Annotated in this window: 15 protein-coding genes and 2 pseudogenes; 4 read left to right on the top strand and 13 right to left on the bottom strand. The window is 35.5% G+C overall.

Translation table 11 applies throughout. The annotated features are described in order from the left end of the window. Positions 1–56 precede the first annotated feature (56 nt). Both rimP and A5880_RS14810 read right to left on the bottom strand, forming a co-directional pair. Positions 57–530, bottom strand: coding sequence for a ribosome maturation factor RimP (gene rimP / locus A5880_RS14815; protein ID WP_086329838.1), 474 nt, complete (start codon positions 528–530; stop codon positions 57–59). 523 nt (positions 531–1053) lie between these two features. Further along, complete coding sequence (locus A5880_RS14810; RefSeq protein WP_086329836.1) at positions 1054–1884, bottom strand: CPBP family intramembrane glutamic endopeptidase; 831 nt, start codon at positions 1882–1884, stop codon at positions 1054–1056. 363 nt (positions 1885–2247) lie between these two features. On the opposite strand from A5880_RS14810, the gene rnhC reads away from it, so the two are divergent. Next, entirely contained in the window at positions 2248–3180 is a 933-nt protein-coding gene (gene rnhC, locus A5880_RS14805; protein ID WP_086329835.1) for a ribonuclease HIII, read from the top strand. Between the two features lie 234 nt (positions 3181–3414). Here the strand turns inward: rnhC and A5880_RS14800 are convergent. The 5 genes and pseudogenes from A5880_RS14800 to A5880_RS14780 all read right to left on the bottom strand — a co-directional run bounded on the left by A5880_RS14800 (position 3415) and on the right by A5880_RS14780 (position 6820). Then, a pseudogene (locus A5880_RS14800) lies at positions 3415–3642 on the bottom strand (acetolactate decarboxylase). Positions 3643–4253: 611 nt separating this feature from the next. Next, complete coding sequence (locus A5880_RS14795; RefSeq protein ID WP_086329833.1) at positions 4254–5378, bottom strand: lysozyme; 1125 nt, start codon at positions 5376–5378, stop codon at positions 4254–4256. Positions 5379–5780: 402 nt separating this feature from the next. Next, positions 5781–6083, bottom strand: coding sequence for a DUF1292 domain-containing protein (locus A5880_RS14790; RefSeq protein WP_086329832.1), 303 nt, complete (start codon positions 6081–6083; stop codon positions 5781–5783). Positions 6084–6125: 42 nt separating this feature from the next. After that, a complete protein-coding gene (ruvX, locus tag A5880_RS14785) occupies positions 6126–6554 on the bottom strand; it encodes a Holliday junction resolvase RuvX (protein WP_086329831.1) in 429 nt (142 codons plus the stop codon). Beyond that, complete coding sequence (locus A5880_RS14780) at positions 6551–6820, bottom strand: IreB family regulatory phosphoprotein (RefSeq protein ID WP_086329829.1); 270 nt, start codon at positions 6818–6820, stop codon at positions 6551–6553. Before A5880_RS14780 ends, ruvX begins: the two co-directional genes overlap by 4 nt. A 247-nt stretch (positions 6821–7067) precedes the next feature. Between A5880_RS14780 and A5880_RS14775 the strand changes: the two genes are divergently transcribed. Continuing rightward, positions 7068–7691, top strand: coding sequence for a class I SAM-dependent methyltransferase (locus tag A5880_RS14775; protein WP_086329827.1), 624 nt, complete (start codon positions 7068–7070; stop codon positions 7689–7691). A 67-nt stretch (positions 7692–7758) separates the two neighbouring features. Here the strand turns inward: A5880_RS14775 and argF are convergent, their stop codons facing one another. From argF to A5880_RS14745, 6 genes and pseudogenes are all read right to left on the bottom strand, one after another. Continuing rightward, positions 7759–8691 (bottom strand): ornithine carbamoyltransferase, encoded by a 933-nt coding sequence (gene argF / locus A5880_RS14770; RefSeq protein WP_086329826.1) that lies wholly within the window; start codon positions 8689–8691, stop codon positions 7759–7761. Next, positions 8688–9842 carry an acetylornithine transaminase gene (locus tag A5880_RS14765; protein ID WP_086329824.1) on the bottom strand — a complete coding sequence of 385 codons (1155 nt, stop codon included), beginning with the start codon at positions 9840–9842 and terminating at the stop codon, positions 8688–8690. Before A5880_RS14765 ends, argF begins: the two co-directional genes overlap by 4 nt. Continuing rightward, positions 9839–10591: an acetylglutamate kinase gene (gene argB / locus A5880_RS14760; protein WP_086329822.1), complete on the bottom strand. Its 753-nt coding sequence runs from the start codon at positions 10589–10591 to the stop codon at positions 9839–9841. Before argB ends, A5880_RS14765 begins: the two co-directional genes overlap by 4 nt. A 55-nt stretch (positions 10592–10646) precedes the next feature. Continuing rightward, positions 10647–11677: pseudogene (gene argC / locus A5880_RS14755) on the bottom strand (N-acetyl-gamma-glutamyl-phosphate reductase). Between the two features lie 227 nt (positions 11678–11904). After that, positions 11905–12294: a GyrI-like domain-containing protein gene (locus tag A5880_RS14750; protein WP_086329818.1), complete on the bottom strand. Its 390-nt coding sequence runs from the start codon at positions 12292–12294 to the stop codon at positions 11905–11907. Positions 12295–12386: 92 nt separating this feature from the next. Then, on the bottom strand, positions 12387–13085 hold the full coding sequence (locus tag A5880_RS14745) for a DUF554 domain-containing protein (RefSeq protein ID WP_086329817.1): 699 nt from the start codon (positions 13083–13085) through the stop codon (positions 12387–12389). 209 nt (positions 13086–13294) lie between these two features. Here A5880_RS14745 and A5880_RS14740 point away from each other — a divergent pair, with 209 nt between their 5' ends. Then, positions 13295–14047, top strand: coding sequence for a threonine/serine exporter family protein (locus tag A5880_RS14740; RefSeq protein ID WP_086329815.1), 753 nt, complete (start codon positions 13295–13297; stop codon positions 14045–14047). Between the two features lie 113 nt (positions 14048–14160). Next, positions 14161–14637, top strand: a complete 477-nt coding sequence (locus A5880_RS14735) for a threonine/serine exporter family protein (protein ID WP_086329813.1) — start codon at positions 14161–14163, stop codon at positions 14635–14637. Positions 14638–14704: the final 67 nt, after the last annotated feature.

Raw genomic sequence — 14704 nt, 5'->3', positions numbered from 1 at the left:
TATTTAAATGAAAGGTGTACGGTGCAGGTTCCCCCTACCGTGATTGTTTTTATTATTTAAAACTGAATTGCTAAACGAGCTTTTGCGATATTTTTTCGTTCAAATGTATAGTCTTTGACTCTTGTTTTAATTTTGACTGTCAAGGTCAATTGATCTTTTTCCAATGTTTTTAAGGTACCTTCAAATTGTTTTTCACCATCAACTGCTTGATATAGTGACACATGAATATATTGTCCTACTGCTTGTTCATAGTCGTTTTCTTTCTTCAACGGACGTTCAGCTCCCGGAGAGGACACTTCCAGAAAGTACGCTTGCGGAATCGGATCAGGATTCATAGCATCAAGTTTTTCACTTAGTTGTTCACTGACAAAGGCGCACTCCTCAATATCGATGCCATTTTCTTTATCAATAAAAACACGGAGAAACCAATTTTTTCCTTCCTTGACAAACTCTACTTCTACAAGTTCAAAATTTTGTTTTTCTAAGATTGGCGTGACTAACTCGGTAACAGTTTCCACAACACTACTCAAAATTTTCGCCTCCTTCGAGATTTATGTAACGTACTAGTTTAATTAGAAAAGCGGAGTGGACCGTTCAGCACTGACAGAAAAATAGGAATTATTGTTTTCGGTGCTTTTTGCCGACAGCAATAATTATCTTTTTTCCGAAGTGCTGGTTCAAGCAGCTAGATCATAGAAAAGCGAAGTGAACCGTCTTGACTTGAGTAATTATAAAGAAAAACAGTGTGATGCTTTTTATCACAATTTTTTTCTGTTAATTACCGAAAGTCAGGTTCAAGTAGCTAGATCATTGAAAAGCGGAGCAACTCAGCTTCTCGTCAGGCTTTTTCTATGTTACTCCATTAAAAAGAGTGAGCAGAAATCCGCTCACTCAAACTAGTATCATTACTTATACCACATTTTAACACAGTTCTTCTAAAAACTCAAACTTAGGCTAATCAGCTGACAGATGCCAAGCTTATTCATCACCGTATTTCTCTGAAAAACTAACTACCATTCTTCTAGCAATTTTAATAATTCTCTACTTGCATAGCTAAACAATGCGTATATGTTTTTTTCTAAAATAAAGACCGATTATCACAGCAAGACTAATGCTAATTGAACACATTGCTAAAAGTTGATCTGCAGATAATCCGAATAACTGCTGATTGTAGCTTGTTTTTAAGATTCCATCATCCATTTCAATTCCAAGAATCATAACCGTAATATTATTCGCTGCATGAAATGCACTTACAAAAACCAAACTTTTTGTCTGCTTAAGAATAGTCATAAAAAGAATCCCCACAACAAATAAATCAATCATTCTCAATATATCTGGATTACTCCATAAATCCATGTGCATAGCAACAAATAAACCAGCTGGAATTATAAGTGCTGCCTTGTTTCCAAACGTAGAAAATGCTTCTGGCAGCAATCCTCTAAAAATACATTCTTCAACTACAGCCATGCCAATGAACGTTAAAATACCTGATATGGTAGAAAACCACTTAATATCGAAGCCTTTATATTCTACACTAGCACCTAACAAACATACTATTCCAAACAAAACAATCATCATCAAAACACCCAGGAAAAAGCCAAATCCTATTTTTCTTATACTACCTCTTTCAAAAAAATCAAACGTCTCGAGTGACGTTGAGTAGTGTTTTTGATAATAGCGCTTTGTCAATAATATCATCAGTGGTGTTCCTATAATTCCCGTCAACATATTGGTCACATCTACCACTGTCTCATTCATACCACTGCGCCCAAAGATCACGAGCCCAATCCCCAATGGAATACCTAATGAAATAGCCGCCGACAGCAAACCATAAAGCATTGTTAGAATAATTCTCCAACCTCTTTTTACTTCTTCTTTTTTCATTTTCCCTCTCCTTTTAACATCCTATATAAAAACAGTAAATTAAACACTGTTCATATACCATAAATTAACAATAACACTGCTCTCTTATGCTAATTTTATTAAAAAAAAAGCTTAGTAAATCTACTATCTGATATAAGTAAAATAACAAACGTTCTCACAACCCTAATTCGAGTATATCATTCTCATCTAACAAAACCTATATTTTTATGAATGAAACCGAAGGATCGTTTCAATTAAACCACCTCAATCTTATCCACTATTAGAGCACCAATCTCCTGAAATTTCTCTTCAAACATGAACCGCCCTTTCCTTTTCCTCTCTTTTGTTTTACTATAGATTAGAAGATTTGAAAGGAGTACCATTATGTCACAAACCCAAGTAATCAAAGTCACAAAAGATATCATGCAAAAAATGCATACTTTTTACGAAAAAAATCGTTTAAATAAGAAGGTTCCCTATACCGAATTTATTGCAAAAGTTGGAAATACGACTATTACAGCCTATTCTTCTGGAAAAGTCATGTTCCAAGGACCAGATGCGGAAATTGCTGCTGCTAAATGGGGAAACTCCATTCAATCTAAAGGAAATAACACTACTTCCACCAAAAAAACAAGCCCACTGCCAGCTAATTTCAGTCAACTTTCCGTTTTAGGTAGCGACGAAGTTGGGAACGGTAGTTATTTTGGTCCAGTCACGGTTTGTGCTGCTTATGTAGACAAAGCTATGGTAGCCAAACTTAAAGCACTTGGTGTTAAGGATTCCAAAGAACTAACTGATCCTCAGATCATCCAACTCTCAAGCGTTATTAAAGAACTGATTCCTCATAAACTATTGATTGTAGAACCAGAAAAATACAATGCGATTCAACCAAAATACAATGCCGTTCATATGAAAGTTGCTCTGCATAATCAAGCGATCCATCTATTATTGAATGAAATTGCGCCAACAAAACCTGAAGCAATTTTAATTGATCAATTTACACCAGAAGGCAATTATAGAAAATATGTAAGAAGTGAAAAAAATCAAGTAAATGAAAAACTCTATTTCATTACCAAAGGCGAACAGTATCACGTAGCCGTTGCTGCCGCATCTATTGTCAGTCGCGCTGCATTTCTAGAAGAACTTGATAAAGAATCGCTCGAATTGGGAATGAAAGTCCCTTCTGGCGCAGGAACAACTTCTGATAAAGTTGCCGCTAAAGTTTTAGCGAAAGGCGGAATGGAACTGTTGAGCAAATATGTAAAACTTCATTTTGCCAATACTGAAAAAGCTAAAAAAATCGCTGCTAAATTATAAAAAAACACCTAAGTCAGTTTTCTCGTTGACTTAGGTATTTTTTACTCAGCTTCCTGTATTTCTTTGTCTAATTCTGCATAATCAATCGCTGTATGAATAAACCTTTCATCATTTTATGGGACATGATACAACGATGAATCCATAGGTTCGATAGCTAAAACACCTGATTCCATGACAAAATCCAGCAAATGTCCACCAAATGAATGTTAATCGTCAATAAAATGTAAGTGAAAATCAGTAGCTCTCCTCTTGAAATAACTTGGGAGTGAAAAAGCCGATGATTGTTCCAGATAGATCATTTTTAATAAACTCAGGCTGCTCTCTTGATACCTCAACTAATCGTTTATATGTTTTTTACTGTGTAGGCATTGCTCGAATATGAACTTCTTTAAAATGGCCATGATTTTTGATTGCACGAAAAAGATTTTCGCTTTTTAAATTTCCACGTATCCGCTCTTTCATTTCCAGTTTATTTTTAGCAACACTTCTATTTTAATTGAAATCGCTGTTTCAAAAGTTGGGACTTCAATATAAGGCGTCTGTTCGTCTTCTTCAAGTTTAACTACTTCGGCTTCTTCTCTGCCTTGATAAGGATTGCTTATCTAAAATAATTTTAATTGTTTCTGTTCCATATCATTATTATTTTTTCTAAACTTTATTTTCAAATTTTTTCTTAACCAAATTACTATACACTGTTCCCATCATTGAGCCACTCCTCTTTATTCAATCATACCAAGAGTAAGAATAAATCAATATAGTATTTACTATAAAACATAAATTTTCATCACTTCTCTATCAGACAGGTAACATTTCAAAATGACTAGAAATAATCTAAACACCTTAGACCACATCCAATAGGATAATTAAATCAAAAAGAAGGAGGGAAACTCCCAATTACTCAAGATTTACTCTTTATCTATGCCCCACACTTTGTTATTGAACAAATCGATACCTCCAGCAAAACTAATCTATACCTAGATTTCATATATTATCAAATACAATCCGTACATCTAACCAAAATTGTCATCCAACTATAAAAGATAACAACTTATCCCTGAAATAAGTAAAACCAATTATTTTGAATTCCTATAGGATGGAAAAACATTAATAAGCTTTTCATATTCCGTACTATTAATATCTTCATAAATTGGTTTAATCTTCCCTATTGATTCCATCAATTTTAATTTGTTGTAAATGATATTATAATCACCTGTATTTCCACCGACAATAAATCGTCCATTGTAAAGAAAACCTTTAGTTCCCTTATAGATACCGTCTATAACTGTTAATTTTATCATTTCTTCTTCCTCCTCTGTATTTAGCTTATTATCCTCGTCACCACTTACTGGTGTGTTAAATAGATTAATTTCCTCTTGACGACGTCTTCTTAAGCCCTCTTCAAATTGTGTTCCCTTATTAATATAATTAGCTATTGATTCCGTAATATAACTATCGGAAGCATTCTTATCCCAATTATCTCTTGCAAAGACTCCAGTACCGCAATTATAGGTAAAACTTGCCATTGCATCGAACTGATTTTGGTTAAAAGAACGAATAAAATAGTTATTCACTGCATTTACGTAGGCTACCATATCTTTTTTGAACTGTTCGTCTGCTTTAGCTTGAGACCATGTCGTTACCCCTGGAACTAAACTTGTTTGCCCTTTTGGTTCCGCATGTCCCCATCCGATGGTAATCATTCCATCACCAAGGTCATAAGCTGTAAGTCTACATCCTTCAAATTTTTTGATTAATGCTTCACCTTTAGTGCCTAAAGTAGTTGCTTTCCCTCCAGGACTTGGTGTATTACTGGTTGAAATCCATTGGTCTAGATTTAAAATATCTGTAATAGAGACTTCCCCAACATTCTTCTTAACAGCAAAGCCATTCCAGTTTGCTTGCCAGCTATCAGAACCAATTTTTACCCATACGTGCCCATAGCCGCCACCACCATTTCTGCTAACAGCTATGTTGAGGGTGCCAGCGCCAACTTTTGCAATTCCTTGAGAAACATACGTGTTTGGAATATCTTTTGCATTTCCTCGTGCAGCATATGGATTTGGTGCGCCAACAAATTCAAGTAAATTCTTAATTAAACTCACGCACTGTCCATTTAGCCCAGAATCAGATTTATCAACAGTTACTTTACCAACGAGGCTGTCAAGAAAGCTCCTTACTTCTCCAATTGTTTTTGCCATTTGTTATTACCTCCTAACATTTGTTTTTGTAAGATCTTACAACGTTAGTATAAAGTACATAAGACTATAAAAACTTTCATTATCCAGTCATAAATCTCCCAATATAAAAAACACTGCATAAGCGTGACTTCACAGGTTCAGGACATCCAAATATCAATTAAATATCTACAAGCTGTAGACTAGTTATTCATCCGTGTGTATTCGTAAACCGTCTATAGCACTTTAGCTAAATAAATTTGATATTCCTTTTCTAGGTGTTTATGTTGCAATAATCAAAAAAAAACAGTTGAGAAACTAGTAAAACACTTAAATTTTTAACGAATGGCATTCAAAATAGCATTCACTGAATTAACAGAAAAAGCTAAGTCCTTATGTATCAAGGGCTTAGCTCACTTTTTAGCTCTATTCTTCTTCTTCCGCCATGAATGTATTGAAAACTTCTTCAATCATATCCCATTCAGCATCTGTTTCAATTTGTTGTAATTCGCCTTCTGTACCTTCATCATTTTCGATGTAAGCATAGGCTTGTAATTCCACATCTTCTTCTTCTGGAACACCAGCTGGATAAAGAAGAACGTAGTTTTTACCGAATTCTTCTTGTCCATCCACTGTTAATAAAATTTCGTATAACGTTTCATTTCCTTGTTCGTCAACTAAAGTGATATGTTCATGTCCTTCATGATCATGATTGTGCTCTTCTGCCATTGTCTTGCTCTCCTTTTATTGTCACTTGTTTTTACAAGTCGCTTAAATTTTATTGCCAGCGCCGTCTAAATAATTTTGCAAAATCATGACAGCAGCTACTTTATCAATTACTTTCTTTCTTTTGGCTCTTGATGCGTTTGCTTGTTCTACAAGCATCCGTTCTGCTTGAACTGTAGTCAAACGTTCATCTTGATACGTGACCGGAATATTGAACAGCTCTTCTATTTTTTTTCCGTAAACCATGGAAGCTTCTGCTCTTGGACCAATTGAATTATTCATATTCTTTGGTAGGCCGACAACAAAACGTGTGACTTCGTATTCTTTAACTAACTCCGCCAAGCGTTCATAACCAAACTCTTCTTGCTCTTCATTGATCCGAATAATTTCCACACCTTGTGCTGTCCAGCCAAACGGATCACTCACAGCAATTCCGACTGTCTTTGAGCCAACGTCAAGTCCCATTACTCTCATCGAATAGTAATTCCGTGATTCGATAAGTAAAATTTAACAAGCTCTTCCATGATTTCATCCCGTTCGTGACGACGAATCAAATTTCGAGCGTCTTGATAACGAGGAATGTAGGCCGGGTCCCCAGAAAGCAAATAGCCCACAATCTGATTAATCGGATTATATCCTTTCTCCTCTAAAGCCTTGTATACAGTAGCCAGAGTCTCACTTACTTCCTTCTTGCGACTGTCATCAAAATCAAAACGTACAGTTTCATCTGTAAAACCCATTTATCTACACCTCACTTTTAATCTATTCATACAGTTTCATTCTACTAAAAACCAAGCAAAACTACAAACAAAACTTAACAATTTCCTCTATAATTTAATAATTCATTTTAAATTAAGCAAATTTGAACGTTTTTAGTAAGAATAAACATAGATTAAATTTGTTTAATTGTTGAAAAAATCCTCAAGGTCTGTTTTTTTATTGTATACTAATTTTAAGAATAAAATATTATTTTTAAAGGAGTTTTCTATGTTTCTCGTTATTACTGCTCTTGTTATTGTATTATTAGTCTTTTTATTTAAAGTGCTAATGAAACAATCGAAAAATCCATCAGGGTTTATTGGATATTTGATGATGTACTTATGGAATAGCGTTTATCTTCCTTTAGTAAGATGGTCTTTGAATAGTATTCATTTAGCTGAGAGGCAAGATATTTTAGATATAGGCGTTGGAAACGGGGCGTCGAGCGTATATCTTTTACAACAAACCCACGCATTATCGGTAACAGGAATTGATCACTCAAAAGATGCTATAACTCAAGCAAAAAAGCGATGGATCAACGAACCTGTTCAGTTTGAAACAATTGATGTTCACGAACTTCCTTACCCATCGGAAACATTCGACCTTATCACAGCTTTTCAAACACATTTTCATTGGGACGATTTTGATCAAGCAATAAATGAAATCTACAACGTCTTAAAACAACAAGGTATTGTGCTATTTGCCTGTGAAACATCAAAAATCGATTATTTTTTACCCGAATTCAAGCATCCGGAACATTTTAAAGCGTATATGTCAACCCAAGGCTTCATACCAATCACTCAAAATTCCTCGAAACAATGGATAATGTATGCATTTAAAAAGAACAAGTAAAATAAGACGAAAGTTGGGTTACTCAGATTTTTTTCTGAATAAAACACTTTCATCTTTTTTTCTATTATTACTCTGTCAATAGTTTAATCAGCAATGCTTTTTGAGCATGCAGACGATTAGCTGCTTCTTGATAAATAGCTGAATGTGCTCCGTCGATAATATCTTCAGTGACTTCTTCTCCTCTATGAGCAGGTAAACAATGTAAAAATAGATAGTCTTTTTTTGCTTGAACAGCTAGTTGATTATTAACCTGAAAAGAGGAAAAGACTTTTTCTCGTTCCTGTTGTTCAGCTTCATCTCCCATACTCGCCCAAACATCCGTAACCAAAACATCTGCTTCTTTTACAGCTTCAGCAGGATCATTTAAAATATCTATTTTACTTCCACTCTTCTTTGCATTTTCTTTGGCAATCTCGATAAATTCAGGTTTAGGTTCATATACTTTTGGAGATGCAACTGCAATATCCATCCCAAGCAAGCTTCCACCAATCAAAAAAGAGTGCGCCATATTATTTCCATCTCCAACGTAAGCAAGTTTCACCCCGTCTAATTGACCTTTTACTTCATAGATAGTTTGAAAATCAGCAAGAATCTGACAAGGATGATGGTCATCTGTTAAACCATTTATAACAGGAACCGATGCTTCTTTAGCTAATTCAGCCACCATCTGATCTGAATAAGTTCGAATCATAATACCATCCACATAACTAGACATCACTTTTGCTGTATCTTTAATAGGTTCTCCACGTCCCATTTGAGTATTTTGGGCATCCAATACAATCGCTTGCCCGCCAAGTTGAATCATCCCTGCTTCAAAAGACATGCGGGTTCGTGTACTACTTTTTTCAAAAATCATGGCTAATATCTTTCCTGATAATATCCCTTTATAATCTTCTGGTTTTGCTTTAACGGCGATTGCTAGTTCGATTATAGTTAAAAGCTCTTCTTTTGTTAGTTCTGTTAAGTTCAAAATACTTTTACCATACATTGAATTAATCATGGCTTTCCTCCTTGGTTGAAGACTTGTTCAAAAATGATTAACGCTTGATTGAGTTCTTCCTTTGAGAGTGTTAAAGGCGGCAATAATCGTAAAACCGTTTGACCTGCCTTTAAAGCAAGCAAACCATTAGCCTCTAATAATTCCATTACCCACTCCAAGCTCTCTTGATTGACAACTTCTATTCCGATCATCAATCCTTTTCCTCGAATCTCTCGAATAAGTGAACTTTTTTTAGTTATTTTTTTCAAACCTGAAACAAGTTGCTCACTTAGCTGTTGAACATTGTTTAAAAACTCTGGCTGATTGATTCGAGTAACCACCTGATCTGCAACCCGCATAGCTAATTTATTTCCACCAAATGTTGAACCATGACTTCCGGCACTAAAAGCACTTGCAAATTCCTTTTTCCCCAACATAGCACCGACTGGAATGCCATTGCCCAATCCTTTAGCTAAAGTAAATATATCCGGCTGAATTTGGTACTGTTCGTATGCGTAAAATGTTCCAGTTCGTCCAATTCCCGTTTGAATTTCATCGACAATCAATAAAGCGCCAACTTCCTGACAAAGTGCTGCTACTGATTGAATCCAAGATGAGTCTGCTGGAATCACGCCTCCTTCACCTTGGATTAATTCTAACATAACTGCAGCAGTATCAGTATCTATTGCTTGTCTGAGTGGCTGAATTTGATTAAAAGGCACATGCACAAAATCTGGAACTAATGGCTGAAACCCTTCATGAATGCTCGTTTGCCCCGTGGCGCTCATCGCTCCATAGGTTCGACCATGAAAAGAATTCGTAAAGGTGATCATTTTGCTTCTTCCAGTCACCTTGCGTGCAAGTTTTATTGCAGCTTCATTGGCTTCTGCACCACTATTGCAGAAATAACTAACATAGTCATTCCCATTCGCTAATTTTTGGGCAACTTTTTCTTGTAAGTGATTTTCATATAAGTTTGGTGTATGCCATAAAAGATTCGCCTGTTCTGCTAAAATGTGATTGAGCTCAGCATCATTATAGCCTAAATTCATCACACCGATTCCACTTGTAAAATCAAGATAGGTCTGCCCATTTTCATCAACTAATCTATTTTTTGTTCCGGATATCAATTCTATATTTTTACGCTTGTAATTTGGAAACAAGTAACTCATACCAGAACCCCCTTTGATGTAATCATCGTACCTGTATGCTGGATTTTGTTTGTGATGTGGACTTCTTTGACGCCAGCTTTGATTGCTGATACGGCACTTTCCACTTTTGGTAGCATGCCACCTGATATGATTTTTGCTTGTTTTAATTTTGAAATCTCAAATGTAGAAAGTTGTGTTAGCCATTGATTGTCCTTCTTCACCCCTGGAACATCTGTCAGTAAATAGAGTTTTTCAGCATGTAGTGCTTCTGCAACTTTACAAGCAACATGATCTGCATTGATATTCAGCCATTCTCCAGATTCAGTCAAACCTAATGGGGCAATAATCGGAATGTATTTAGCTTGCAGTAATTGCTCCAACAATTCAGCATCAATTTGTTTCACCTCTCCAACAGCCCCTAATCCTTTTTCATTTAGGAATTCACCTGTGATAATCTGGCTGCAAGATGCATTTAATCCCACAACTGAAAGTCTTTCTTGTTGAAAACGAGTAGTGATCATTGGTTGAACTTGTCCAATCAAAACCATTTTTGCAATGTTCAATGTTTCTTCTGTTGTTACGCGTAATCCGTCTTGGATCAGTACTGGTACATCCAAACGCATCATCATCTTAGAGATATAGTGTCCGCCTCCATGGATAATAACAACTTTTTTTCCCTGTTTTTGCCATTCATGGATTTGTTTAAAAAATGATTTTGTTAAATTATCACTGGCTATGCCGCCCATTTTTATCACAATTACATTCTTCATCTATGCCGCTCCCTCTGCTATTGATTCAATAGCGAATGTTTTTCATCAATCATTTTTACGGATAAATTGGTAGATGATCTAATCCGGTTCGTTCGTCAAATCCACCAAAAATATTTAAATTTTGGATAGCCTGTCCTGCTGCACCTTTACCCAAATTATCAATCACTGTCACAATTGTACTTATGTTCGTTTCTGGGTTGTAGGCAAGCCCAATATCACAGTAATTCGACCCGACTACTTGCTTAAGTGCGGGATACTGACCAACTTCTTGAATCCGAATAAAGGGACTCGTCTCATAGTGTATTTTGTACATTTGAACCAATTCCTCGTCAGAAATAGGCTGTTGCATTTTAACATATGATGTAATAAAAATGCCTCTAGTAACAGGAATCAAAGAGGTTGAAAATTGAATAGCTTTTATCTTTGGTTCCCATGTTCTTAATTGTTGCATAATTTCTGGTATATGTTGGTGTTGATTCATTTTATATAGCATCATATTGTCGTGGGCTTCAGAAAAGTGAGTACTTCGGGACAATCCCTTACCCGCTCCAGAAACACCTGATTTCGCGTCAACAATTACAGAATCTACAATGATTTTCTTTTGCTTTAATAGTGGCGCCAAAGATAATTCTGTTGCAGTCGCATAACACCCTGGATTAGCGATCCACTTTGCCTTAGGATTTTGACGATCTTCGGCTAATCCGTAATCAAATTTTTCTAAAATGTCAGCAGGTGGGGCAGTATCCCCGTACCATTTTGCATACTCAGCTCGTTGTTTCAAACGAAAATCCCCAGATAAATCAATAATCGGAAAATTTTCCTCAATAAATGGCTCGGCTAATTCTTTAGATATACCAGAAGGTGTTGCTAAAAAAACAAGATCACTTTTTCCATAATTTTCTTTGGATCTATTTCTTCCAAAGACAACGAAATCAACTGCTGTACATGTATCGCAACTTCTTTTAGTGATTTTTTATTCACAGAGTGACTATGGATAGAAACCACTTCTACCTTGGGGTGATGTCTAAGATATCGTAATAGCTCTAGCCCGCTATAGCCTGTAACACCAATAATAGAAACTTTCATCCCGTTCACCTCTTGCCTTTTTCTTTATTCTTGTTCGTAGTTATTGTTCACATTATATGTGTTCCACTTAGATAAGTCAATGGTTTTTTATTAATTTATACTCATATAACTAAATAATTATTCATTCCAAAGTTTTTTAGCAACAAAAAAAGAGCGAGACAAAATGAAAACTCAATTTTGCTCTATCTCTTATCGTAATAATCTGAAGATTTTTCAACTCGATCTTTCTAAACAGACAAATAAATAACAATCTTTCCATCTTTTCGATAATGTTCAAAATCACTTTGATAGGTTCTTTTTTCTTCAAGCTCTTTATTCATCCAGATTTCTTGCCATGCTTCACCGACACCTTCTGGCGTTGCTTTTTCCACTGGAATTTGTATATAATTCCCTGCGTTAATTACAGAATAACTATTGTCATTTGCCTCTTCATTGCCAATTAATAAATCATAATCTCCTAAGAAGTTACTTTCATAGTTTGAATAAACCGCATAAATATCTCCATTAAGCTCCATCTGCGGAACCAAATGCCACAGATGAATGATTTCTTCTATTTTTTGATTATTTGTGCGTATTTTCTTTCCTTGGATCGTCATTTTTGTCAGATGTTTTATCACTTTAACCACTCCTTATCATTTATATGAAAAGCATAGCACAAAAAAGATGACAACTATCTGTCATCTTTTTTACGCTAACTAAACTATTTTCGTTAAAAATAAAATTGCCAAACAATAAGTCCTATCAACACAATAAGTCCTGGAAGATAATTAGACACTCTTATTTTAGTTATCCCTATGATATTTAACCCGATAGCTAAAATCATCAACCCTCCGATTGCACTGATTTCATTCATTAATGAATCGAGTAACGCTTTAGGTATGTAATGCATCATCATACTTGCGAGTATAGCAATTATGCCTTGATACAAAAAGACTGGAACAGCAGAAAACAACACGCCAACGCCAAGCGTTGCACTCAGCATAATAGACATAAATCCATCCATCACAGCTTTTGTAAATAATGTTTGGTGATTAAGTGCGGCACCACTTTCCATCGCACCAATAATACCCATTGAGCCGATTAAAAAAATCAACGAGGCTGTAACAAACCCTTCCGCAAAATTGCTATTTTGCTTCGCGTATTTCTTTTCTAGCATTAACCCAAAAAGATTCATCCTCTCTTCAATTCCAATAGTCTCACCCAGCATCGCACCAATACATAAACTAATCAAAACAACAATAAAAGAGGACGTTTTTAATGACATCTGAATCCCTAATACAATCACTCCTAAACCAATGCCTTTAGTTACTGTATCTTTCATCTGCTCTGAAATATTTCGTAAAACAGCCCCTAATAGACTACCTAACAAAATTGCAAGCCCATTTACCAAAGAACCAAGTAATATCACTCTATTTCCCCCTACCTTACTTCATAGTACGATCGTTCTTTCATTATACGTTAAGATGTAAAAAAAGAGGACTATTTCAAAAAATTTAAGGGTGTTATTTATTCAATAAGAACAATAAGAAAGTTTCTTTTTAGCATTCCGTACTGTTTTTTCTTTCGCCTTTCAACTATACTAAGTTTTATAGATAGAATAAAAAGTGAGGAAAATAAATGACAACGATAGATATCGAAAAAGTTTTAGAAACTTGTTTATTAGCAGGAAAAATCATGCTGGAAAGTGATGCGGAAATGTACAGAGTAGAAGATACGATGAGCCGTATTGCTTTAGCATCTGGTGATTATCGCTTGGTCAGTTATGTTACCCAAACAGGGCTTTTCGTTGGCTTAGATGGAACATCAACAATCCGCATGGTACAAATATTGAATCGGTCAATTAATTTAGAAAAAGTTTCAAAAATCAATCAACTATCCAGAGAGTACGTTACAGGGCAGTTCACCTTAGAGGAGCTTTTACAACAATTGAAAGACTTGGAACAAGAACGCAAATTTTTCCCTTTGTGGTTACGTTTTGTCAGCGCCGCAATTGTCAGTGGGACAATCATGATTTTATTTGGCGGAGTCTGGTCAGACTTTCTTTTAACTTGTCTAATCGGTGGTTCAGGTTATAGTCTTTATTATTTTAGTCTTAAAATTTTACGAATAAAATTTTTGTCTGAATTTTTGGCCGCATTATTCATCGGTTGCGCCGCTCTTTTAAGTACTAAAATCGGTTTAGGTACAAATCAAGACATGATTATTATTGGTTGTGTTATGCCTTTGGTACCTGGTGTTCAAATTACTAACGCTTTAAGAGATTTATTAGCTGGGCATTATCTTTCAGGGGTCTCTAGAGGAACAGAAGCAATGATGACATCTAGTATGATTGGATTTGGCATTGCCTTTGTTTTTCAATTGTTTTATTGAAGAGATGGGCTTCATTCAATAAAAGTGGCATCATAAACACGTTAACATATTTATCATCCTTTTCACTTTGTATTTTCCTTATTCCATTTTCAGATCAAGGAGGTCTGTTATACATGCTAAATATTTTGGTACAATTTTCATTTAGTTTTCTCGCATCCGCTGCGTATGCGATCTTAACAAATGTCCCAAAACGTTCGCTCATCGCCTGTGGTTTATCTGGCGCTTCAGGGTGGATGATTTATTGGTTAAGTATTCAATTTGGCGGTAATGCTGCTTTGGGTTCTTTATTAGGCGCCTTAAGTGTGGCTGCTGTGAGTTTTATTTTTTCGAGAAGCTTAAAACTGCCAGTGACTATTTTTAATATTCCGGGTATGGTTCCCTTAGTTCCAGGTGGACTAGCTTATCAAGCAGTTAGAAATTTAGTTATCGGACAGTATGAAACGGCGATTTATTCGTCCGTTCAAGCAATTATGATTGCCGGAGCTATTGCATTAGGATTAGTTATATCTGAAGTGTTCAACCACAACATCCGTAGTTTTAGAGAAAAACGCGAGATTGTTAGCTTAATTAGAAAAAAAGAAAAAAAATAGTACTGGCTTTTATTTACTTAGGAGGTGACTTGATGAGTGTATTAATCGTTCTTTCAGCACTTATTTA

Source organism: Enterococcus sp. 4G2_DIV0659 (genome assembly GCF_002140715.2).
Lineage (GTDB): Bacteria > Bacillota > Bacilli > Lactobacillales > Enterococcaceae > Enterococcus_L > Enterococcus_L mansonii.
This window is presented reverse-complemented; position numbering and strand designations above follow the sequence as displayed.